Source organism: Lonepinella sp. MS14434, from assembly GCF_042468235.1.
Lineage (GTDB): Bacteria > Pseudomonadota > Gammaproteobacteria > Enterobacterales > Pasteurellaceae > Lonepinella.
Genome location: NZ_CP170386.1, coordinates 1,745,657 through 1,768,773 on the forward strand (window position 1 = coordinate 1,745,657; position 23,117 = coordinate 1,768,773).

Annotated in this window: 18 protein-coding genes; 9 read left to right on the forward strand and 9 right to left on the reverse strand. The window is 39.3% G+C overall.

What is annotated here, in order from left to right; genetic code table 11:
• Positions 1-96: 96 nt before the first annotated feature.
• Positions 97-942, forward strand: coding sequence for a BRO family protein (locus O1Q79_RS08465; RefSeq protein ID WP_386691687.1), 846 nt, complete (start codon positions 97-99; stop codon positions 940-942).
• A gap of 70 nt (positions 943-1,012) precedes the next feature.
• A complete protein-coding gene (gene udp, locus O1Q79_RS08470) occupies positions 1,013-1,780 on the forward strand; it encodes a uridine phosphorylase (RefSeq protein WP_386691689.1) in 768 nt (255 codons plus the stop codon).
• 66 nt (positions 1,781-1,846) lie between these two features.
• On the opposite strand, the gene mazG is transcribed toward udp, so the two are convergent.
• Positions 1,847-2,644, reverse strand: a complete 798-nt coding sequence (gene mazG, locus O1Q79_RS08475; protein WP_386691691.1) for a nucleoside triphosphate pyrophosphohydrolase — start codon at positions 2,642-2,644, stop codon at positions 1,847-1,849.
• 153 nt (positions 2,645-2,797) lie between these two features.
• Between mazG and uspA the strand changes: the two genes are divergently transcribed.
• Positions 2,798-3,223, forward strand: a complete 426-nt coding sequence (gene uspA, locus O1Q79_RS08480; protein WP_386691693.1) for a universal stress protein UspA — start codon at positions 2,798-2,800, stop codon at positions 3,221-3,223.
• 111 nt (positions 3,224-3,334) lie between these two features.
• Here uspA and O1Q79_RS08485 read toward each other — a convergent pair whose 3' ends face one another.
• The 6 genes from O1Q79_RS08485 to malK form a co-directional block, all read right to left on the reverse strand.
• On the reverse strand, positions 3,335-5,299 hold the full coding sequence (locus O1Q79_RS08485) for a site-specific recombinase (protein ID WP_386691695.1): 1,965 nt from the start codon (positions 5,297-5,299) through the stop codon (positions 3,335-3,337).
• 122 nt (positions 5,300-5,421) lie between these two features.
• Positions 5,422-7,089 (reverse strand): ribonucleoside-diphosphate reductase subunit alpha, encoded by a 1,668-nt coding sequence (locus tag O1Q79_RS08490; RefSeq protein WP_386691696.1) that lies wholly within the window; start codon positions 7,087-7,089, stop codon positions 5,422-5,424.
• Positions 7,076-8,053 carry a ribonucleotide-diphosphate reductase subunit beta gene (locus O1Q79_RS08495; protein WP_386691698.1) on the reverse strand — a complete coding sequence of 326 codons (978 nt, stop codon included), beginning with the start codon at positions 8,051-8,053 and terminating at the stop codon, positions 7,076-7,078. The genes O1Q79_RS08490 and O1Q79_RS08495 overlap by 14 nt, the downstream gene beginning before the upstream one ends.
• Positions 8,054-8,328: 275 nt before the next feature.
• Positions 8,329-9,228, reverse strand: coding sequence for a maltose operon protein MalM (gene malM, locus O1Q79_RS08500; RefSeq protein WP_386691700.1), 900 nt, complete (start codon positions 9,226-9,228; stop codon positions 8,329-8,331).
• An 87-nt stretch (positions 9,229-9,315) separates the two neighbouring features.
• Positions 9,316-10,581: a maltoporin gene (locus O1Q79_RS08505; RefSeq protein ID WP_386691702.1), complete on the reverse strand. Its 1,266-nt coding sequence runs from the start codon at positions 10,579-10,581 to the stop codon at positions 9,316-9,318.
• Positions 10,582-10,733: 152 nt separating this feature from the next.
• Complete coding sequence (malK, locus tag O1Q79_RS08510) at positions 10,734-11,852, reverse strand: maltose/maltodextrin ABC transporter ATP-binding protein MalK (RefSeq protein ID WP_386691704.1); 1,119 nt, start codon at positions 11,850-11,852, stop codon at positions 10,734-10,736.
• Positions 11,853-12,265: 413 nt separating this feature from the next.
• On the opposite strand from malK, the gene malE reads away from it, so the two are divergent.
• From malE to O1Q79_RS08530, 4 genes are all read left to right on the forward strand, one after another.
• Entirely contained in the window at positions 12,266-13,456 is a 1,191-nt protein-coding gene (gene malE / locus O1Q79_RS08515; RefSeq protein ID WP_386691706.1) for a maltose/maltodextrin ABC transporter substrate-binding protein MalE, read from the forward strand.
• Positions 13,457-13,704: 248 nt separating this feature from the next.
• Complete coding sequence (gene malF, locus O1Q79_RS08520) at positions 13,705-15,249, forward strand: maltose ABC transporter permease MalF (RefSeq protein ID WP_386691708.1); 1,545 nt, start codon at positions 13,705-13,707, stop codon at positions 15,247-15,249.
• 12 nt (positions 15,250-15,261) lie between these two features.
• Positions 15,262-16,152: a maltose ABC transporter permease MalG gene (malG, locus tag O1Q79_RS08525; RefSeq protein ID WP_194965391.1), complete on the forward strand. Its 891-nt coding sequence runs from the start codon at positions 15,262-15,264 to the stop codon at positions 16,150-16,152.
• Positions 16,153-16,305: 153 nt separating this feature from the next.
• A complete protein-coding gene (locus O1Q79_RS08530) occupies positions 16,306-18,372 on the forward strand; it encodes an alpha-amylase (protein WP_386691710.1) in 2,067 nt (688 codons plus the stop codon).
• 73 nt (positions 18,373-18,445) lie between these two features.
• On the opposite strand, the gene O1Q79_RS08535 is transcribed toward O1Q79_RS08530, so the two are convergent.
• Entirely contained in the window at positions 18,446-19,273 is an 828-nt protein-coding gene (locus tag O1Q79_RS08535; RefSeq protein ID WP_386688941.1) for a divergent polysaccharide deacetylase family protein, read from the reverse strand.
• Positions 19,274-19,279: 6 nt separating this feature from the next.
• Positions 19,280-20,497 (reverse strand): murein hydrolase activator EnvC, encoded by a 1,218-nt coding sequence (gene envC / locus O1Q79_RS08540; RefSeq protein ID WP_386691712.1) that lies wholly within the window; start codon positions 20,495-20,497, stop codon positions 19,280-19,282.
• Positions 20,498-20,658: 161 nt separating this feature from the next.
• On the opposite strand from envC, the gene O1Q79_RS08545 reads away from it, so the two are divergent.
• Positions 20,659-21,342 carry a 2,3-diphosphoglycerate-dependent phosphoglycerate mutase gene (locus O1Q79_RS08545; RefSeq protein ID WP_386691714.1) on the forward strand — a complete coding sequence of 228 codons (684 nt, stop codon included), beginning with the start codon at positions 20,659-20,661 and terminating at the stop codon, positions 21,340-21,342.
• Positions 21,343-21,404: 62 nt separating this feature from the next.
• Positions 21,405-23,117: a nitrate/nitrite two-component system sensor histidine kinase NarQ gene (gene narQ / locus O1Q79_RS08550; protein ID WP_386691716.1), complete on the forward strand. Its 1,713-nt coding sequence runs from the start codon at positions 21,405-21,407 to the stop codon at positions 23,115-23,117.

Consider the following 23,117-nt stretch of genomic DNA (forward strand, 5'->3'; position numbering starts at 1 on the left):
TGTGATCTTGATTCCTAAAAATAGAATATACAGTATTTTACTGTTTAAATAACTATTATAATATGTTCTCGTAATAAGTAAGATAGGATTAGAAAAATGAGTAACATTAAATTATTTGAAAACAGTCAAATTCGTTCTATTTGGGATGCTGAAAAAGAAGAATGGTTTTTTAGTATCGTAGATGTTGTGCAGGCATTGACGGAAAGCCCCAATCCCCGCGATTATTGGTATCGTGTTAAAAAACGGATGTCTGATGAAGAAAAATCTGAGTTGTCGACATTTTGTCGACAACTGAAATTTAGAGCTTTAGATGGCAAGATGTATAAAACTGATGCCGCAGATATGACAGGTATTTTCCGCATTATTCAATCCATTCCTAGCCCTAAAGCAGAACCGTTTAAAATGTGGTTAGCCGAGGTGGGGAAAGAGAGAATTGATGAAATTATTGATCCAGAACTGACCATTGATCGAGCATTACAAACTTATCTGCAAAAAGGTTATTCGAGAGAATGGATTAATCAGCGTTTGCAAACCATTCAGGTGCGTAAAGAATTAACTGATGCTTGGCAAGATCATGGCGTGAAAGCTGGGCGAGAATTTGCGATGCTCACTAACGAGATTACTCGGGCTTGGTCGGGTATGACAACGAGAGAATATAAGAATTTCAAAGGGTTAAACAAAGAAAATTTACGTGACAATATGTCAACTACAGAGCTTGTATTGAATATGTTAGCAGAAGCTGCCACCAAAGATATTACTCAAATAACCCACCCTGATGGTTTTGAAGAAAATAAAGCAGTTGCACAACGTGGTGGAAATGTTGCTAAGGTTGCTCGAGAAAGTTTGGAAAAAGAAACGGGAACACCAGTTATTACACAACAAAATTCCATTGATTTTGCTCAATTAATTGGCTATGTTTCGAGTGAAGCTAAGAAAAAATAGTCGTGTTTGTTACCAAGACACTATAATGCAGTGAGAGATTAATAATCACATAATAAAAAAGGAGAACAATATGTCAGAAGTTTTTCATTTGGGCTTAACTAAAGCCATGTTAAAAGGGGCGAAAGTGGCGATTGTGCCAGGTGATCCTGCTCGTAGTGAGCGTATTGCTAAATTAATGGATAATCCTGAATTTTTGGCTTCTACCCGAGAATTTACTTCTTGGTTGGGCTATGTCGATGGACAACCTATTGTGGTTTGTTCCACAGGTATTGGTGGACCTTCGGTATCTATTTGTGTCGAAGAATTGGCTCAATTAGGCGTGCGTACTTTTTTACGTATTGGCACGACAGGTGCAATTCAACCGCATATTAATGTGGGGGATTTACTGATTACCACAGGTGCGGTGCGTTTAGATGGAGCTAGTCGCCATTTTGCACCTTTAGAATATCCTGCGGTAGCCAATTTTGATTGTACTAATGCACTATTTGCAGCGGCTAAACACCAAGGGGTGCAACCCTATGTTGGTATTACGGCATCATCTGATACGTTCTATCCTGGGCAAGAACGTTATGACACTTTTTCGGGTAAAATCTACCGTCATTTTCGTGGTTCACTCGAACAATGGCAGGAACTCAATGTGATGAATTTTGAAATGGAATCTGCCACATTGTTCACTATGTGTAGTGCGTTGGGGCTACGTGCAGGCATGATCGCTGGTGTGATTGTGAATCGTACTCAACAAGAAATTCCGAATGAAGCCACCATTCATAGCACTGAGCAAAAAGCTGTCGCAGTAGTGGTCGAAGCGGCTGGGGAAATGGCACAGGATTATGTTTAATAGGCTGATTGCCTAAGAGAAGAAGTGCGGTGGAAAATTTTGATATTTCCACCGCAGTTTCGAGCGTTATTTTAGGGATTCTTCTTTCTTCACTTCATCCCATAATATATCCATTTCTATCAGATTGCTTTGTTCGAAAGTTTTGTCTTGTTGCTGTAACTTATTTTCTACGGCACGAAAACGGCGTTCAAATTTGTGGTTGGCTTGGCGTAGGCTTTCTTCAGCGTTGCATTTTAAATGACGGCTTAAATTGACCGTAGCAAATAATAAGTCCCCCATTTCTTCTTGGATTTTAGTTTGATCTAACTGTGGTTGATTTAGCTCTTGTTTAACTTCTTCCAGCTCTTCTTGTACCTTGTTAAGCACATCGTTAATATCCGTCCAATCAAAACCAACGTTAGCACATTTTTTCTGTAATTTTTCTGCTCGTAATAAGGCAGGGAAAGCATGGGGAATATGATCTAAAATAGACTGCGGTGCATTTTGGGGAACTTTTTCTTGGGCTTTCATCGCGTTCCAATTCGCAAGTGCTTCTTGTTCATTGTTAGCTGATTTATCCCCGAAAACATGGGGGTGACGGCGAATGATTTTATTTGCCACTTCATCAACCACATCATCAAAAGTAAATTTGCCATCTTCTTTCGCTAGTTGACTGAAAAAGACCACTTGTAATAACAGATCGCCTAGTTCTTCACGTAGATTGGTGTCATCATTTTTTTCGATAGCATCCACGGTTTCGTAGGTTTCTTCAATTAAACAGGGGATCATTGAGCGGTAATTTTGTTTTAAATCCCACGGGCAACCACCGTTTGGATCTCTTAGTTTAGCAATGAGTTGGATAAAATTATGAATTGAATATCGCATTGTGTTTTTCCTTAGTGGTGTTATTTTTAGCATCATCATAATAAATTTTTTATCTTTTTTCAAAAATGTGATCTACTACACATTTTTTATACAATATAGGTGTTAATATACCCACAGATAATAAATCCAACCTGAGAAATTAAGGAGCATGTTATGTATAAACATATTTTAGTTGCTGTTGACCTTTCTGATGAAAGCCCAAGATTGTTGAAAAAAGCAGTGTCCATTGCTGAACGGCATAATGCTAAACTGTCAATTATCCATGTTGATGTTAATTTCTCTGATCTTTATACTGGCTTAATTGATGTTAATATGTCATCTATGCAAGATCGCATTTCAAGTGAAACTCAACAAGCTTTGTTGCAATTAGCTGATCAAGCGGGTTATCCAATCAGTGAAAAACTTAGTGGTAGTGGTGATCTCGGTCAAGTGCTTGCTGATGCGATTGAACAATATGATGTTGATTTATTGGTAACGGGTCATCACCAAGATTTCTGGAGTAAATTGATGTCTTCTACTCGTCAATTAATGAATATCGTAACCATTGATATGTTAGTGGTACCGTTGAAAGAAGAATAATCCAGAGAGCTGAAGAGTTCTAAGCTTTGTTCAGTTCAGAACTCAATGCTTAATTAATCCGTCTAATTTTTTAGATCAAAAAGTGCGGTGTTTTTTACCGCACTTTCGTCTTTATCTGTCTAGTTGCACTGGCAAAAACAAGCTCAATGGTCGCTTACGAATAATCTCACACAGGCATCGACAAATTTCACACCAACTGTCAATTTCCGCATTTAACGCCCTTAATGCCACTCTTAATGCCAGCGTAAAACTCACCACTAAATTCACCACACCAATGAGCAAAACAAAACCGATACACTGCAAAATAATCGCCCAACTGAGATGACCGCTCACTGCCACATAACCTAGATTAGCCGATGAAAATGCCACATGGCGAATATCTAATGGCAAGCCTAGCCAATAGCCCACCAATCCCGTTAAACCAAGCAACATACCAAAACAGAAGTTTCCCATTAAGGAACCATAATTATCATGTAAATAATGAGCAAATCTAATGCGACATTTTTCTGGCATGATATATTTCAGTAGTGGATGATGCGGTAATCGCATTCTGAGATTGAGATAGTTACTCCGATTATCAAAATAACCCGAAATAATCCCCGAGCAGAATAACCACACACCCGCAATAGCAGCAAACCATAACGTTCCTTTAGTTGGATCAATGGAATGAAGTTGATAGTCAATCGCTGCAGAATCCAACAATGGCAATCCTGTTTTTTCTGCATAAATATACGCAATTAACCCACTCAATCCCATAGCAAAAGCCACATTCCCTAGCACCGCAATGGTTTGTGAACGCAATACATCAATCAATAATTGAGCTAATTTCATGTTCACCGCTCGTCCTTGTGGATTACGCTCTACCGCTTCGGCAAAACGAGCTGCTGTCATAGCGGGCTGTTTAGTCGCAACGGTAAAATGCAACATAAAAATCAGCATAAAGCCTAAACCATAATTCAGCCCGTATGCGAGGCTTTTCCACGTTTTATCATCAATAATATCGCCAAGATGAATTTTAAATAACGCTATTAAAGCAATTAAAATCCCTCCGCCCGCAGCAGAATAGAACATCGCAAAATATTCTTTTTTGGTGCGAGTAACGTAATGTTCACCATGATCACTGGTATTTTGTGCAATGGTGCGAGATAACATGCCAGCACTTTGTTTCCAAAGCACGGATATATTATGTTGATCCGCCGCCGCTTCGGCAAAAATTTCAGTGGCTTGTAACAGCCTTAATAAGGATAATTTTTTATGACCAAATAAACGTTTCAGCATCACTAAACGATCAAGCGTTTGGCTTAAACGTTCTAACAAATGTGCCACGCCTAAGGAAGAACCGGCTACCGCACCACGTTTGTGGAAACGATTAATTTGTTTGCGACATTGTGACAGCATGACTTGTAAATGGCTATCATCATAATCTTCACCCTGTTGTTGTGCAGTTAACCATAATGCCACTTCTTTTTGTAATGCCACAAAAGGCGAATGGGCATCTAATAGCGTTGGATCTAATCGCATTAATTCAGGATCCAAATCTTCCGCTGCCAACCAAATTGCTAACATCTCAATGGCAGAATAGCCTTCATGATAGAGATGCTGATGCAACCAGTTTTGATCCTGTTGTTCGCTATATTGTTTGAACGTATCAAACAGCCCAACCCAAGTTTTCACTGAAACCGCTTTCAGCCATGCGGTATCTCTACGATCATGAAATAACATAAAAAACACATCACGCAAATCTTTACTGTCTTTAAAGGCAGGATTGAGTTTTTCATATAAGCGTTGTTTCATTTCCTTACCAAAACCGTCACGGCTTAAAATACCACTACTAATCAGCAAAGGATATAAACGCATTTGGCATAACCAACGGCATAATAACGTGGTAATACATTTGGCTAATTCAGGATGCTGTTTTAATAAGTTGGTAAATAACGCAATACGTTCATTGGCTTGAAATTGTCCGCCATCACGCAAATATTGGCAGAACAGTTGCAGCAAGATAAAAGGATCAGTTTGTTGCTCAATATCTGCCAAAAGTTGATCAAGTCGTTGTTGAATACAGGGTATCGTCATAATATCTCTTTTTATAAAATTATCTATTTATGATTACTGTCGTGAATAAAAGTTCAATCCATAAAAAAGTGCGGTGAAAAAAGTTTGATTTTCTCACCGCACTTCAGCTTTCTATTTAGCCATTAGCCTTCGCAACTTGAGCAGCTTAATAAGTTACGGTTAAACACCTGTGCCGCACTCATGCTATATTGATAATAAATGGATTTTAAGCCTAACTCTTCGGCGGTTAAGTATAACTGGTTCAAATCACGTGCTGGTGTGGATGGGTGAACCATGATGTTAATACTTTGTCCTTGGTCAATATATTTTTGACGTTGTGCCGCTTGTTGAATCACGCTTAACTGACTGATTTCAGAGAACGTTTTAAACACGTCTTTTTCTTCATCGGTCAACTGTGATAAATGTTGCACAGAACCATCATGCAATAAAATGCTATCCCAAATTTCGTCTTTGTCTAAGCCTTTTTCTTGTAATAATTTTTCCAAGAATGGGTTTTTATAAACGGTTTTGATTTTGGCTAAATCTTTTACATAATAATTGGATTTAAACGGCTCAACAGACGGTGAAACACTGCCTAAAATAAAGCTACTAGATTTAGTTGGAGCAATACTCATCAAGGTGGTATTACGGCGACCATAGCCTTGTAATAATTCTGGTTCACCAAAACGCTGGGCTAATTCTTTTGATGCGTTTAAGGTTTTCTCTTTTAAGGTGCGGAACACTTCATTATTTTTTTGCATCGCATCAAAGCTATCAAAAGCAATATTGTTGGCTTGTAAATAACTGTGCCAACCTAACACGCCTAAGCCTAATGCACGGTGACGGCGAGCAAATTTGTTAGCACGTTCTAGAAACGGCACATGTTGGCTTTTTTCGATAAATTCACTCATGACCACATCTAAGAAATAGGTTAATACTTCAGGGGCATCGGTATCTTTCCATTCATCAAAATAAAGCAAGTTCATTGATGATAAACAGCACACAAAACTTTCGTCTGCACAAGCAGGTAGCATAATTTCGGTACAAAGATTTGAAGCGTGTACCACCATGTTTTTATCTTTATACACATCTGGACGACCAACATTCGCATTATCTTTAAAGAATAAATACGGAATACCCGTTTCGGTTTTACGTTGTAATAATTTTGCCCAAAGTTGACGTTTATACGGATCACCTGCTTTCATGCTTTCTAACCATTCGTGACCGATACAAACACCATAATACATTAACTGAATCGGATTACCCTCGGTGTGAATATCCAACCATTCATCAATGTCACCATGTTCAATATCAATATAGCCTGCAAATTGTCCTTTACGTGAAGTGCCTTGTGAGATCACGTCAATCACAGTGTCAAACAGTTTGGTAAAGTTAAACGAACCATCTGATTTACCATTATTTTTAATGCTGGTACCACGTGGACGAATATCGCCAAAATAGGCTGACGTTCCCCCCCCGATTTTGCTCATCATACCTACTTCGGCAGTAGTCACCATAATTTCGTGAATGGAGTCGCCAATATAGCTACCGAAACAGGAAATCGGCAAGCCACGATCTAAACCAAAGTTTGACCAAATCGGAGAAGAAAGAGAAAAATAACCACGTGCCATATAGTGATAAAATTTATCCGCATAGCCTTCGATACCAAGTTTGTGTTCGGCATGTTCAGCGATAAAGCGAATACGATCTAATGCGGATGTTCCTTCGAGCAAGTAACCACGTTGCAAGAACAAACGGCTGTCTTCGTTTAACCAGGCGAAGTCTGGACGGTTTGGATTAGAATAAGTCATCGGCGGTAATCTGTTTCATTTTTTTACTGTAATCAGTGCTACGTTTATAGAAGAAATCATTTTCTTTAGTAGAAAGGATTTCAATATCGAACCACTGGGTTTCTTTTAATAATTCAGGATCAATGTTATGTGGAGCAGGCAATCCCAAAATAGTCAATGAATTGTTGTAGCGGCTTTTAATGTAATTTAACACTGTTTCTTTGGTGATAAAACTTAAATCACCACCTTCAAAAATCCAATCTACGATACTACATTCTGCCTCAAAGGCTTGATCGGAAAGAGTTTTTAAGTCTGCGAAAAATTCATCAGTAAATAAATCTGCATGTTCATCACGTAGAATCGCATACAACGCAATACCAAATTTACCATGAATTTCTTCTTCTTTAGATGTGGCTTCTACCGCATTGGAAATCCCTTTAAACAGGTTTTTATGCTTATTAAAGGACATCATAACCAAGAATTGACCAAATAAGGAAATATGTTCCACAAATAAAGAAAACAAAACTAAAGACAATACGAACTCGCCTTTGCCAGCATCTTTTTCTTTCATAAAACTTTCCATATAACGAATACGCTTCATTAATGGCTCAATATCCTGAATTTGAGCAAACATATCGTTCAAACCCAATTTTTCTAACAAGAAAGAATAGGCATCTTTATGGCGTACTTCTGATTCTGCAAAGGTGCCACCCACATCGTCCATTTCTGGTTTTGGGAAATAACGATATAACTCACCCCAGAAACGTTTTACATTTACTTCCACTTGCGAAATGGCTAACATCGCACGCGTCAAGACTTGGCGTTCGTGATCGTTAATCGTGGTGCGGTAATCTTGAATATCACCCGTGAAATTAAATTCGGTATGCAACCAATAAGAATGACGAATAGCATCTTTGAACTCAAGCAATTCGGGGTATTCGTAAGGTTTAATATTCAAGCGTTTTTCAAAAAGATTTCTGGACATAATGGGCTCACCTACCTGTGAAAAAATGAAAATGTGGGAGTTATTTTAGACAAAAAAAATCAGATCACAAGACTTGACAAATGGCAAATTTAACATCTTTTTAATAGTGTTTTGATTTATAAAGGAAAAAAATTTTAAATTTTTTTATTGGCATATATATGGTTTTTTATAGTTAAAAAACACTATATGTTGTGTTTATACCCAAGCTCCAGCGGGGCATGATTTGCTTAACCCCGTACGTGAGTACGGGGGATATGAATACGAGGGATATATGATTATTTCGCCGAAACCTGTTTCAAAAATGTTTGTCTTGGACTGGTTAAGCCTAATTTTTCCGCTTCATTCACCAAATTCATAGCCTTGTTCACATCATTGGCTTTTAACGCTTTACTTACCGCCTGATTGAAATACGCTTCAGTATCTTTATCAATCTCTGTCGTAACTGCCTGTTTGTTCCCTTGGCTCGCTTTGGCGACAGTCGTTGTCGTTGTTGCAGTGGTTGCCGTTGTACCAACAGCTGTACTAGTCGTTTTTTTACTGGTTGGCAGAATATCGGATAATCCAATAAATCTTGTACCTGAGCCATTACTTACATTCACAGCAACTTCACCATGACGGCTATGTTTAACCACAATATCATCAATCGCTGGTGGTTGGGTACCTGTGGCTTTGGCATAGGCTTTCGCAGGGTGTGGCACCGTAGTCGTTGTGCTTAAATCTTGTGCTGTGGTATAAATTAACAAATAAATATAATCCTGATTTGCCGTTGGCGTTAAATCTAACTCTGCGGTAAAGCGATTAGGTTGCATACCTCGTTCTTCTTTAAATTGGAAGTGCGAAGAATCATATTGTGCCGCAAGATTAAAATTGCTGTCTAAAATCACCGCACTTGGAATAAAAACATTGTTATCAGCAACTGGGCTGGTAATTTCAATGCTTAATGAACCTTGATTAGCAGGAATACGATAAGCGGCTACAGGGCTTTCTGTACCAGCAAAAGACGTGGTAAAGGCTTGCTTTTGTTGTTCGGATAATTCAGTGGTTAAGGTTTTAGAAAAGGTAATATCTTGCCATGGCAAATTTGCCATAGTTTGCGGATTAATATGAACCGTTTGAGCAGAAACAGGCAAGGCAAAACAGGCGAAAAGTGCGGTGAGAAATAAAGATTTTTTCATATTAACCTCTTTACAATATGAATAGAAAAGGGAAAGGCTATCCGTTTCGGATCATCAATAAACGGATAGCCAAGTTTTAGCTTAGGATTACCACCAAGCTTCGAATTGTACACCCATGACAAATTCACCGTCTTTGGCTTTATAGCCTGCATCAGTACGATTACTTTGGTTAAATTTATCATTCCAGTGTGCATAAGTACCAAACACACGAATAGCTGGTCTTGCCCAAATGCTATCACCAGCTTGCCATTGTTGGGCAAGGGTGAATTTGGTCATGTCATTTTTCTTACCAGTGGCTTGATCTTTAATGCGGTCATAACCCAATTCGAATAAAGTGCTCATGGTTTTAGTCCATTTATACATCGGACGAATACCCGCAGAATACCATGTTTTACCTTGATTGTTATCTAAATCAGTTTTTTCATAGATTAAGGCATACATGGTTTCAATTTTATCGCTTAATTGCACTACACCATGATCGATGACACGAATCATTTTACCTTTGTTATCTACGGACGCACCTTGTGAGTGACCAGTATTCCAAGATGTCATGGAATCTGTGGCATATTGTACAACAAATTTATTAAAGCCACCGAAGAAGTTACCTTGAGTATGCTCAATAGTTGCCATAAAACCGTCTTTAGAGGCTTTTGGATCTAAAGTTGTGCCATTTTTAGTTCTAGCCCGACCATAATCCACACCAAATTCTAAGCGACCATTCTCACTCACTTTGAGATCGGCTAAACGAGCATCAAATACATCGTTGTAAACATCTTGATCTTTAGTAGATTTCCAAGTACGAGTTGCAGCATCATAAGACCAACTATAAGCACCACCAGTTTCTGTATTACGAGTTACCGCCAAAGATAATTTACCAAAGCCTAAATCAATATTTTCAACCCCAGCACCTGGACCAGAAATATCCCAGTAGTAGAAGTCATTCATGTGAACGTCATGACGTTGATAGAAACGTTTACCTGCCCATAATGTGGCACCCGGTAAGCTGTCGGCAAAGTTTTTGAATTGTACGTTAATTTCACGTAATGCTGGGCTGGTAGATTCCCAGTCAACTTGTTGGTTAACGGAATAGGCTAAGTTTGAATCTAAGTAAATAGATTTGTCGCCGTCTTTAAACAGTTCTTGACCTAATTTAAATTCAGCGTAGGTTTCCGCTTCATTACCTAAACGATATTTAGCACCCCCACCATTCACACCGAATGCAGTTTGTTCGCCACTGCCTGATGTCCAACCGATACCAGAACGGGCATAACCATGGAAATCAACGGCAAAAGCCTGAGATGAAAAAATAGCACCTGTTACAGCTAAAGCAAGCAGAGTTTTTTTACTATTCATAATATTGGCCTCTTATATTTAGTTTATACAATGCAATACTTTGCAAGTATTGCTATCTTTAATGGTGTTCATAATGTATGAATACCAAAATTAGTTTCTTACGTTCACAATCCCTAAAAAATTTTATCCATTTCATACCGCACTTGTGTGCATTACACGCCAATTTCTTTAAATAAGCGTTGGCAAGCGGTGCCGTCTTCTTTAAATAAATGGCAACGTTCTGGCACGATACCAATGTCAATCGTTTCCCCCTCTTTCACCAACATAATGTCATTTTGACGATAAACTAAGGTCGGTTGTTTAATCTCTGGAATTTCAAGGTGAATTTGTGTTTCATTACCCAACAATTCCACCACTTGCACATTTCCCCGTAAAGTGACTTGCGCTTTATTCGACGGAATTAAATGTTCAGGACGAATACCAAGCGATAAACTTTCCCCGACTTTTACTCCGACACCAGAAACGGGAATCCAGAAACAGTGATGATTGGCATCGGGTAATTCAATCTGAACTCGTTCTTTTTCCACCGCAGTGACTCGTACGGGGAGAAAATTCATTTTCGGCGAACCAATAAAGCCAGCCACAAAGCGATTGGCTGGATAATGATATAATTCCAATGGTTTACCTACTTGTGCAATACCACCCGCTTTTAACACCACGATTTTATCCGCCAAGGTCATGGCTTCAATTTGGTCATGGGTCACATAAATCATGGTACGGTTTAAGCGTTTATGTAATTTTGAAAGCTCTACGCGCATCTGCACACGCAAGGCGGCATCAAGGTTGGAAAGGGGTTCGTCTAATAAAAATACATCGGGTTGGGAAACTAACGTACGACCGATTGCCACCCGTTGACGTTGTCCGCCTGATAAGGCTTTTGGTTTGCGATCGAGTAAATGGGCTAATTGTAAAATTTCTGCCACTTGATTGACTTTCTGCATTCGATCAGCTTTATTGACACCCGCTAATTTCAAACCAAAACACATATTTTCAGCCACATCAAGATGGGGGTACAACGCATAGGATTGGAATACCATACCAATACCACGTTTAGACGGCTCTACATCATTCATGCGTTTTTCACCAATATACAAATCACCTGATGTAATATCTTCTAATCCAGCAATCATGCGTAATAAAGTCGATTTTCCACAACCAGACGGTCCGACAAAAACCACAAATTCGCCCTCTTGGATCTCTAAATTAATATCTTTGGATATATGAACATCACCGTAAGACTTGCATACGTTGCGTAGTGACACATTAGACATAGATACCTCTCATATAATTTTAATTTGATTTCGCTATACCCTTGGATTTGGTCAATATAGTGAATGCTTTTATAAAAAAGCAAATCATCCCATAACGAATTTTTTGGGTATGAGTTATTATTAGCTGCTTTTTTGCAAAAAAAAATATCTACCTTGTTTTTTTTATTAATTTTGTGATCTAGTTCTCGTTTTTGATAAAAATTTTTATGATCTCAGTCATATTTCTGTTTAAATTATGGAGTAGATCACACTTTTGGAGTGGGGGGCGTAGAATGGGGAATGATGAACAATTAGTGAAAAATCTTCATCCTTAGCACCAGTAAACACAGAATTTCATTGCGTTACAAACGAGATATTGTGAATAATGAAATAAATACTCAACTTAATATCCCTTTATATTGTAGGAGAAAACTATGAAAAATCAACTAATTAAATTTGCTTTAACAGCAGCGGCAGGTTTAGTGTTATCGACTTCTGTCGTGGCAAAAATGACCGAAGGTAAATTAGTCATTTGGATTAACGGCGATAAAGGCTATAACGGTCTAGCTGAAGTGGGTAAGAAATTTGAAAAAGATACTGGAGTGTCTGTACTGGTTGAACATCCAGATAAATTAGAAGAAAAATTCTCACAAGTAGCTTCTACAGGTGATGGTCCAGATATTATTTTCTGGGCGCATGACCGTTTCGGTGGCTATGCACAATCTGGTCTATTAGCAGAAATTCACCCAAGCAAAGAATTTAAAGAAAAATTTGTGGATTTCGCTTGGGATGCCGAAACCTACAACGGCAAAATCATTGGTTATCCGGTAGCCATTGAATCTTTATCTTTGATTTATAACAAAGACATCGTAAAAGAAGCACCAAAATCTTGGGAAGATATTATTGCGTTAGATAAAAAACTTAAAGCAGAAGGCAAAAATGCCATTATGTGGAATTTATCTGAGCCATATTTCACTTGGCCAGTTGTCGCATCAAACGGTGGTTATGCCTTTAAATTCAGCAACGGTAAATATGATGCCAATGACATCGGGGTCAATAACGCCGGTTCACAAAAAGCCTTACAATTCGTGGTGGATATGGTAAAAAATAAAGTGATTAATGCCGATATGGATTACTCCATTGCTGAAGCCGCATTCAATAAAGGACAAGCTGCCTTAACCATTAACGGACCTTGGGCTTGGGGCAATATTGAACAAAGCAAAATCAATTATGGTGTAACTGTGTTACCAACCTTAAATGGTCAACCCTCTAAAGCGTTCGTAGGTGTGTTAAGTGCCGGGGTTAACTCTGCAAGCCCAAATAAAGATTTAGCTACTGAATTTTTAGAAAATTATCTGTTAACCGATGACGGATTAAGTGCGGTGAATAAAGATAAACCTTTAGGTGCGGTGGCATTAAAATCTTATCAAGCGGAATTAGCAAAAGATCCGCGTATTGCCGCCACCATGGAAAATGCACAAAAAGGGGAAATTATGCCAAATATTCCACAAATGAGTGCTTTCTGGTATGCAGAACGTAGTGCAATTATTAATGCAGTCAATCAACGCCAAAGCGTGAAAGAAGCCTTAGATGATGCACATAGCCGTATTCAAAAACAACAATAAGTGTTATCTCCATTTGGGAGAAAGTAACTTGTTAACCATAATTTACTTTTAAATAGGGAATATGACGTAGAGGTGAATCCACCTATTCACCCATAAATTTTTGCACGGACGCATTGATTCATCTCTACGTGAAAAAGGAGTTCCAAGCAAAGAATTTATTAACAACTACTTTCTCCCTAATATAGCGTGAACCAATTCACGCTATATTGACTGATTTTTTGTTTAATCATCAATAAATAGGTGTTCCTATGCAACAAATAACCCATTCTCAATCTAGCTTTAAATGGCTGAAAATGCTTTTAGTCGGCATAGTCTTACTGATTGATTTCTATCTTGTGGGGCTAATGTACTTGCAAGGCGAATATTTGTTTGCCATGTTAACACTGGTCATTCTCACCTCAGGTGTGTATATTTTTAGCAGTAAAAAAGTCTATGCGTGGCGGTATGTTTACCCTGGTATTATGGGCATGGTGATTTTTATTTTATTCCCATTAGTGGCCACCATTGCGATTGCCTTTACCAATTACAGCGGCACTAACCAACTTGCCTTTGAGCGAGCGTTAACCGTATTACAAGATCAACGTTTTTTTGCCGGTGATAAATACGACTTTAAACTCTATCCACAAGAAAATAACCAATGGAAACTGAGCCTAGAAAATAAAAATACCGGCCAGTTTTTCATTTCCGATAATATTCAATTTACTGACCACAATGTCGTGGTTCATGAACAACAACAAGCCCCAGCCGGTGATGTGGCTCCACTTAAAATAATTACCCAAAATCGCACCGCACTTCAACAAATGGTGGTGAGCTTACCCACAGGCAATGAAGTGACCATGAGTTCATTACGTCAATTCTCGGAACAAAAAGCTCGTTATAGCTATGATGATAGCTTGCAAGATTTACGTAACAACGAAACAGGCAAAGTTTATCGCCCTAATTATGATACAGGATTCTTTCAGGAAATTGATGATCAAGGCAACTGGTTAAGCGAAACCTTAGAACCGGGTTTTACCGTAACCATCGGGTTTGCGAATTTTTTGAAGATTTTTACCGATGCGGGCATTCAAAAACCGTTCGTACAAATCTTTATTTGGACAGTGGTATTCTCCGCATTAACCGTGGTGTTTACCGTGATTTTAGGTACGGTGTTAGCTTGCCTAGTACAATGGGAACCGTTGAAAGGCAAGGGGATCTACCGCTTACTGCTTATTTTACCTTACGCCGTACCTTCTTTTATTTCTATCTTGGTGTTCAAAGGATTATTTAACCAAAGTTTCGGTGAAATCAATCTGATTTTAAATCACTTGTTTGGCATTAGTCCGCAATGGTTTAATGATCCATTACTCGCCAAATCGATGATTTTAATTGTCAATACATGGTTGGGTTATCCTTATATGATGATTTTAGCCATGGGATTGCTCAAAGCGATTCCGCAAGATTTATACGAAGCCTCTGCGATGGACGGTGCGTCAACTTGGCAAAATTTTAGCAAAATCACCTTTCCATTATTGTTAAAACCATTAACCCCGTTAATGATTGCGTCTTTTGCCTTTAATTTTAACAATTTCGTGTTAATTCAATTATTAACCAACGGTCGTCCAGATATGATCGGCACTACGACACCTGCTGGTTACACCGATTTATTGGTGAGTTACACCTATCGTATCGCCTTTGAGGGCAGTGGCTCACAAGACTTTGGTTTAGCTGCGGCGATTGCCACCATCATCTTCTTATTAGTAGGTGGTTTAGCCATGCTTAACTTAAAAGCCACTAAATTTAAATTGGACTAGGGGGAAATAATTATGGCAATGGTACAACCTAAATCAATTCGTTACCGTTTATTGGGTACACATTTAATTTTAATCCTGTTTATCGCTTTAATTATGTTCCCGTTATTAATGGTGATCGGCATTTCTTTACGCCCAGGGAATTTGGCGATTGGGGATTTAATCCCAAAAGAAATTTCGTGGGATCACTGGAAATTAGCCCTTGGTTTTGATGTGGTCAATCCTGATGGTTCGATTACGCCACCACCATTCCCCGTATTATTATGGCTATGGAATTCAATTAAAGTCGCTTTTATCACATCAGTGGGGATCGTTACGCTCTCTACCACCTGTGCATACGCTTTTGCTCGCATGAAATTCAAAGGCAAAAAGACGATTTTACAAGCGATGTTGATTTTCCAAATGTTCCCTGCGGTGCTTTCCTTGGTAGCGTTATATGCCTTATTTGACCGCTTAGGGCAATATGTACCATTTTTAGGATTAAATACCCATGCTGGCGTGATCTTCGCTTATCTCGGCGGTATCGCCCTACATGTTTGGACTATTAAAGGCTATTTTGAAACCATTGACGGCTCATTGGAAGAAGCCGCCGCACTAGACGGTGCAACGCCATGGCAGGCATTCCGCCTAATTTTATTACCCCTTTCCGTCCCAATCTTAGCGGTGGTATTTATTCTTTCCTTTATCGCTGCGATTACTGAAGTACCAGTGGCTTCATTGTTGTTGCGTGATGTGAATAGCTATACCTTGGCGGTGGGTATGCAACAATATCTGTATGCACAAAATTATCTATGGGGTGATTTCGCCGCCGCAGCGGTATTATCCGCCATTCCAATTACCGTGGTATTTTTACTCGCACAACGCTGGTTAGTTGGTGGTTTAACGGCAGGTGGGGTGAAAGGTTAATAACCTGTACACGATAGCCCCGCACTGGCGTACGGGGTTACGCATATTACGCCACGCTGTGGCTGGTACGTGGGGAAGTCAGATTAGATGCGGAGCATCGTTATTTGCTTAGCCTTGTACGCCAGTGCAGGGATTTACAATGGGGAATAACCAATGAAAAATAAAAATTTATTATGGCTCGCCTTACTTGCCTCACCAACCTTAGCGGTAACAATCCAACATCCCCATTTTCAAAAATTCACTGAAAATACACCGCACTTATGGGTGGCTCAAGCCGAGCTGGCAAAAGGCAATTATCCGTTAAAATTTGAATGGGATAATCAATGTTTTATGCCACAAAATGTAGGAAGTGCGGTGAAATTAAACCAAGAAATTTCATTAGTAGCTTGTTGTGGTGACGCATTGCCGTTACGTGTATTCAAAACAGGCAATTATACTGCTCAAATTGATTTGCGTAGTGGCACGCCAACGTTACGTTTAAGCCTTGAACAACCCAAAGAAAGCACGGAAACTCTCGCCAAAACCTGTCCTGCGTGGCAAGGGGAGAACGTTGAAATTGATGTTTCTACTACCTTTGCTGACGGTGAAACCGTACGAGATTTTTATTCAGGGCAAACCGCTGTAGTCAAAAATGGCAAAATTAGTATTCAGCCTGATAAAAATGCCAATGGATTGCTATTACTGGAAAAAAGTGCGGTGCAAAATTCGGCTGTTTTTGATTGGAAAAATGCCACGGTGTATTTTGTGCTGACCGATCGTTTTTATAACGGCGATCCAAGCAATGACAACAGCTACGGCAGACAAAAAGACGGTATGCAGGAAATTGCCACTTTTCATGGCGGTGATCTGAAAGGCTTAACAGAAAAATTGGATTATCTGCAACAGCTCGGTATTAACGCACTCTGGATTAGTTCACCACTAGAACAAATGCACGGCTGGGTGGGTGGCGGTGAAAAAGGTGATTTTCCTCACTACGCCTATCATGGCTATTATCATCAAGACTGGACCAAAGTCGATGCCAATATGGGAACGGAAGCCGATCTTAAAAACCTGATTGAACAAGCTCATCAGAGGGGAATTCGCGTATTATTTGATGTGGTAATGAATCACACGGGTTACGCCACGCTTGCTGATATGCAGCAATTTGGTTTTGGTAGCCTGTATTTAAAAGACACGGAAATTCAACAAACCCTTGGCGAAAATTGGACAAATTGGCGACCAAAAGCAGGGCAAAATTGGCATAGTTTTAATGACTATATTAATTTCTCCGATAAAACCGCTTGGGCGAAATGGTGGGGCAAAGATTGGGTGAGAACCGATATTGGCGATTATGATAGCCCGAAATATGATGATCTCAGAATGTCGTTGGCTTCGCTGCCTGATCTCAAAACCGAAAGCGAAAGTGCGGTGCAGTTACCCAATTTTTATCAACAAAAAACCGATACGCAAGCGCAATTTATGCCGAATACCAAAGTACGAGATTATTTAATTCATTGGCTTTCCGATTGGGTGGTGAAATATGGCGTGGACGGTTTCCGTGTTGATACCGCTAAACATGTGGAAAAATCCACTTGGTTACAGCTCAAACAATCTACTCAACAAGCCTTAACTCAATGGCAAAAAGCCCACCCAAAAGCGAGTTTTAACCAACCTTTCTTCATGGTAGGCGAGGCTTGGGGACATGGTGTGTTTAAAAGTGATTATTATGCTAATGGCTTTGATGCCATGATTAATTTTGACTTTCAAGATCAAGCCAAAAACAGCCTTGATTGCTTTGCCAATATTGCACCGATTTACACTGAAATGAATAATAAGCTGAAAGATTTTAATGTATTGAGTTATTTATCATCACACGATACCCGTTTATTTTTCCATTCAGACAGTAGCGAAAATATCGATAAACAAAAAACCGCCGCCAATTTATTATTACTCGCCCCTGGTGCTGTACAAATTTATTATGGTGACGAAAGCGGACGAGAATTTGGGGCAACAGGTTCCGATCCAATGCAAGGTACCCGATCAGATATGAACTGGCAAGATCTCAAGGAAAATGTAGCCAAACAGCAACTTATGCAACATTGGCAAAAACTCGCTCAATTTCGTCAACAACACCCAGCGATTGGGGCTGGCATACAAACTGCGGTGCAAAATGATAAATATTTTGCTTTTAGTCGAGAACATGGCAGCGACAAAGTTATGGTGGTTTGGTTAGGGCAATAGACAGATTTTGGTTAAGTAAGTAACTAATCTGCTCTTAATATTAGTATATTTAGAGCAGATTTTTTTATTTTAATTATTCAGGCACACCACGCAACATCGGAACAGGTGTGTAAGGTGCAACGTTGGTTGGGGCGGGCAAATCACTAAACAATAAAATAAATGGTTTTGGTGGAATCACTTTTTCATCACGCCATAGACTACCCATACTCACTAATTGAATATCCGTTGGTAAATTCGCCAGTCCAGCCTGCAATACCGCAATGGTATTTTTACGTGGATGTCCAATCACAATAGATGTACCCTGTTTTCTGGCATGTTGAATCGCCAGTTGATATTGATGTTGTACATCTGCAAGGGCATCACTGTCATCAAGAAAAATATGCCGATCTAAGGATTTTACCCCTTGTTCTTTCGCCACGTTACCAGCCACACTACTGCCGATAGTTCGACTATCTAAAAAGAATAAATGCTGCTCGGCAAGTTCTTGCATTAAGTATGTCATTAACGCTCGATCAGAGGTTGCGGCACTACCCATGTGATTATTCATACCAATGGCAGCGGAAACAATGCTCTTAGCCGTTTGTACTCGCCGACTTACTTCATCTTGCGACATACCTAGCGTCAATCCGCCCCCTTCAATTTTCATCTTAGATTTAGGTTGCATCGGCATGTGAATTAACACATCTCGCCCTTGCTCTCGTGCTTGTTGATTACGTTGGCGAGCATAGGGTGCGGCAGGAATAATAGCCACCGAAATCTGCCTTGGCATCGCAAAAACGGCGGCATCTTCTTTTTGATGATAACCAACATCGTCAATTACAATGGCGAGCTTTGCTGGTTGAGCTTGAGTTAAACCAGCCCAAAGTGCGGTGCTTAAAAACAAAAAATTTTTCCACGCCATGGCTTTCTATCTCAACCAATTTAACGGATTCACCGCATTACCTTGACGGCGAATTTCAAAATATAACCCTGAACGAGATTGCCCACCACTGTTGCCAACTTCAGCTATTTTTTGTCCAGCGTTCACTAACGCCCCAGTTTTCACAAACACCGCCTGATTAAAACCATACAATGACATATAACCCTTACCATGATCGATCACTACCACTTGACCATAACCCGCCAGCCAATTAGATAAAATCACCCGACCACCCGAAATAGCTTTTACTGCCGTACCTGAGCTGGCAGAAATCACTATCCCTTTCCATTTTACTTCACCAGCTTGGATCGAACCAAAATTATGTAATACTTTACCCGAAACTGGATAGGCATATTTACCGTTTAATCCTGCTCCAGAACGAATTAATTGTTGTTCTTGAGCAGTCGGTTGATAAACCTTATTGGTACGTTTTTCTTCGTCTTGTTTTTTCTGAGCTAACTGTTCACGTTCTTTCTTTTCTTGCACTACCGCTGCTTGTTCCGCACGTTTAATCTCATTTTGTAAGGCTTGTTCATTGGCTTTCAAGCTATCTAATTTATTTTGTTCTTGTGCTAAGGTTTTGTTTAACTGATTTAAGGTGCTTTGCCGTTCATGTTTGGCTTTTTGTAATTCTTGCTGCTGTTTTTTCTGTTCCGATAATTGCGTTTTTTGCTCCTGTTGCTGACCCGACAAATAGGCTTTTTGTTGCTCTAATTGTTGTTGTGTCGCTTTCAGTTCATTTAACAAAGCTAACCGAGATTGATTCATGTGTTTCGCATAGACCATCATTCGATCATTATTTTTAGCATCATCGGACAATAAATGTTCTACCACTGAATTTGGATTCCCAGAACGATAAATAGCATCTAACTGCTTGGCTAATTTCGCTTTTTGTTTTTTTTGCTGCTGTTCAAGGGATTTTATTTGACGATTAGTTTCCGCAATAATTTTTTGCGTTTCTTTTAAACTGGTTTCTGTTTCTCGCAACGTTCCAACCACATTATTAATTTTATTTTCTTGGGTTTCTAACGCAGATTGCAGTTTATTTTGCTCCTGTTTGCGTTGAGCAATTTTCTGTTCCTGCTGTTTGATTTGGGTTTTAATTTGGTTTAAATCGGTCGCTTGAGTAGAAAGAGAAACCAATAGCCCCACAGCAAAAAGTGCGGTCAATTTTGGCAATTTTTTAAATAATGAACAAAGCAACATGTTTTTTCCGATTTTTCGCTAACATAATCAAATTTCTTGCTAAATATACCATTATTTTTGAGAAAGATCAGGAAACAGTGGCTTTTCACTTTCAAATTTTGCAAATTTTTGCTATAAAGTATGATGTTATTTTATTTATTTTTATCAACTAGGAGATCCCTATGCAATTAGTCTTTATTCGTCACGGTTTCAGTGAATGGAACGCAAAAAATTTATTTACCGGTTGGCGTGATGTTAATTTAACCGAACGTGGTATTGAAGAAGCAAAATCAGCAGGGCAAAAATTAAAAGCAGCTGGTTTTGAATTTGATATTGCATTTACTTCGGTATTAACCCGTGCGATCAAAACTTGTAACATCGTGTTAGAAGAAGCGGGTCAACTTTGGATTCCACAAGTCAAAAACTGGCGTTTGAATGAACGTCACTACGGCGAATTACAAGGTTTAGATAAAAAAGCCACTGCGGAAAAATATGGTGATGAACAAGTTCACATTTGGCGTCGTTCTTACGACACATTACCACCATTATTAGATCCGAAAGATCCTAATTCAGCCCATAATGACCGCCGTTATGCTCATTTACCAGCAGACGTGGTACCAGATGGTGAAAACTTAAAAGTAACTTTAGAGCGTGTACTTCCATTCTGGGAAGATCAAATTGCACCTGCTTTATTATCAGGTCAACGTGTATTAGTAACTGCTCACGGTAACTCATTACGTGCCTTGGCAAAACATATTGAAGGCATTTCTGATGCAGACATTATGGATTTAGAAATCCCAACCGGTCAGCCGTTAGTGTATGAATTAGATGATAACTTGAAAGTGGTTAGCAAACGCTATCTTTAATGGTTAACTAAACGAAAGTGGCACAAGTAATTGTGCCATTTTTTATCATTATAGGCTCTGTTGTGAATAAAAAAACGTCTGTTTCCAGCTCCGTTTCCAATTATTTATTGGCTGTGATAGGGTTTGTCAGCATTATTGCGGCTGTCGCCTTTGCCATTATGGACAGTAACCGCTCAGATGCCGAAGTCATTAATGTGGCCGGTTCTTTGCGTATGCAAAGCTACCGTATTTTGCACGAATTGCAATATGAACCAGAACAAGTCAAAAAACATTTAATCGAATATCGCAAGACGCTCCATGCGTCGTCATTACGCAAAATTGATCAACAATTTATTACCCCAGACAGTTTAAAATATCATTATGACGATCTGATTCGTCAATGGCAAAAATTGGAATATTACGCCTTACATCAAAATCAACTAGCCTATCGTCAAGAGCTCGTTCCCTATGTGGGAAAAGTGGATAATTTCGTATTCGCCTTGCAACAATTTGCTGAAAAGAAACTGATTTATACCACCGCTATTATCGTGATTTCGTTGCTCGCCATTGTCATTATGGTGGCTTATATTATCAGCTTTATGCGTACCAGAATTGTCACGCCACTTCGCCAATTAACTGATGCCAGCGTACAAATTCAAATGCGACAATTTCAACATATCCCCTTAGACATTCATCGCAATGATGAACTGGGTAGCCTTGCACAAGCCTTTACCCAAATGTCATCGGAATTAAGCAAAGTCTATTCCAATTTAGAACAAACCCTTGACGAAAAAACGCAAAAGTTAAGCCAAACGAACCGCACTTTAGCCATGTTATACCATTGTTCACAAACCTTAACATTGGCCAATATTGATCGAGAACATCTGCGTATTGTGTTACAAAATGTTCTCGCCACGGAACATTTACGGGCTTTGGAATTGGATATTATTGGGGCAGAACATTGGCATATTTTACTGGGTGAACCCTTACCACAATTAACTTGGCAAATGAGCGATATTGAAATTGAAGGGCAAAATTTGGGCGTATTACGTTGGCAAGCTGGCTTACCTTGCCCCGACCCACGCACGATGCAAAATATCGCCCAACTATTAGCTCGCTCGCTTTATTTCAATCAAACCCAACGCCAACAACAGCAATTATTATTAATGGAAGAACGCTCCATTATTGCCCGAGAATTACACGACTCTTTAGCCCAAGTTTTGTCATTTTTGCAAATTCAGTTAACCTTATTAAAACATTCTTTAGCCAAAGACAGCGAGCAAGCCAAAGCAAAAAGCCAAGCAATTTTACAAGAATTTGAACAAGCACTCAGTGACGGCTGTTTACAATTACGTGAATTATTAGCCACATTCCGCTTGACAGTACAAGAAGCTAATTTAAAATTAGCCTTAGAACAGGTGATTGATAGCTTGCGTAACCAAACGGAAAGCCAACTCAGTGTGGCATGCAGTTTACCGTCACAAACCTTTACGCCACAGCAATTAATTCATGCCTTGCAAATTGTGCGTGAAGCCACATTAAATGCGGTGAAACACGCCAAAGCAAGCCATATTGAGATAATTGCACACACCAATAGCGACGGTGAACAAGAGATATTGGTACGAGATGACGGCATTGGCATTCCAAGTCTAGAAGAACCCGAAGGGCATTACGGCTTACGCATTATGGAAGAACGTAGCCGACAGCTCAATGCCACCTTAACCATTACCAACCGAACCACAGGGGGAACGGAAGTCAAAATTCTGTTACCGAATATAATAAAAACAAATAGTTAA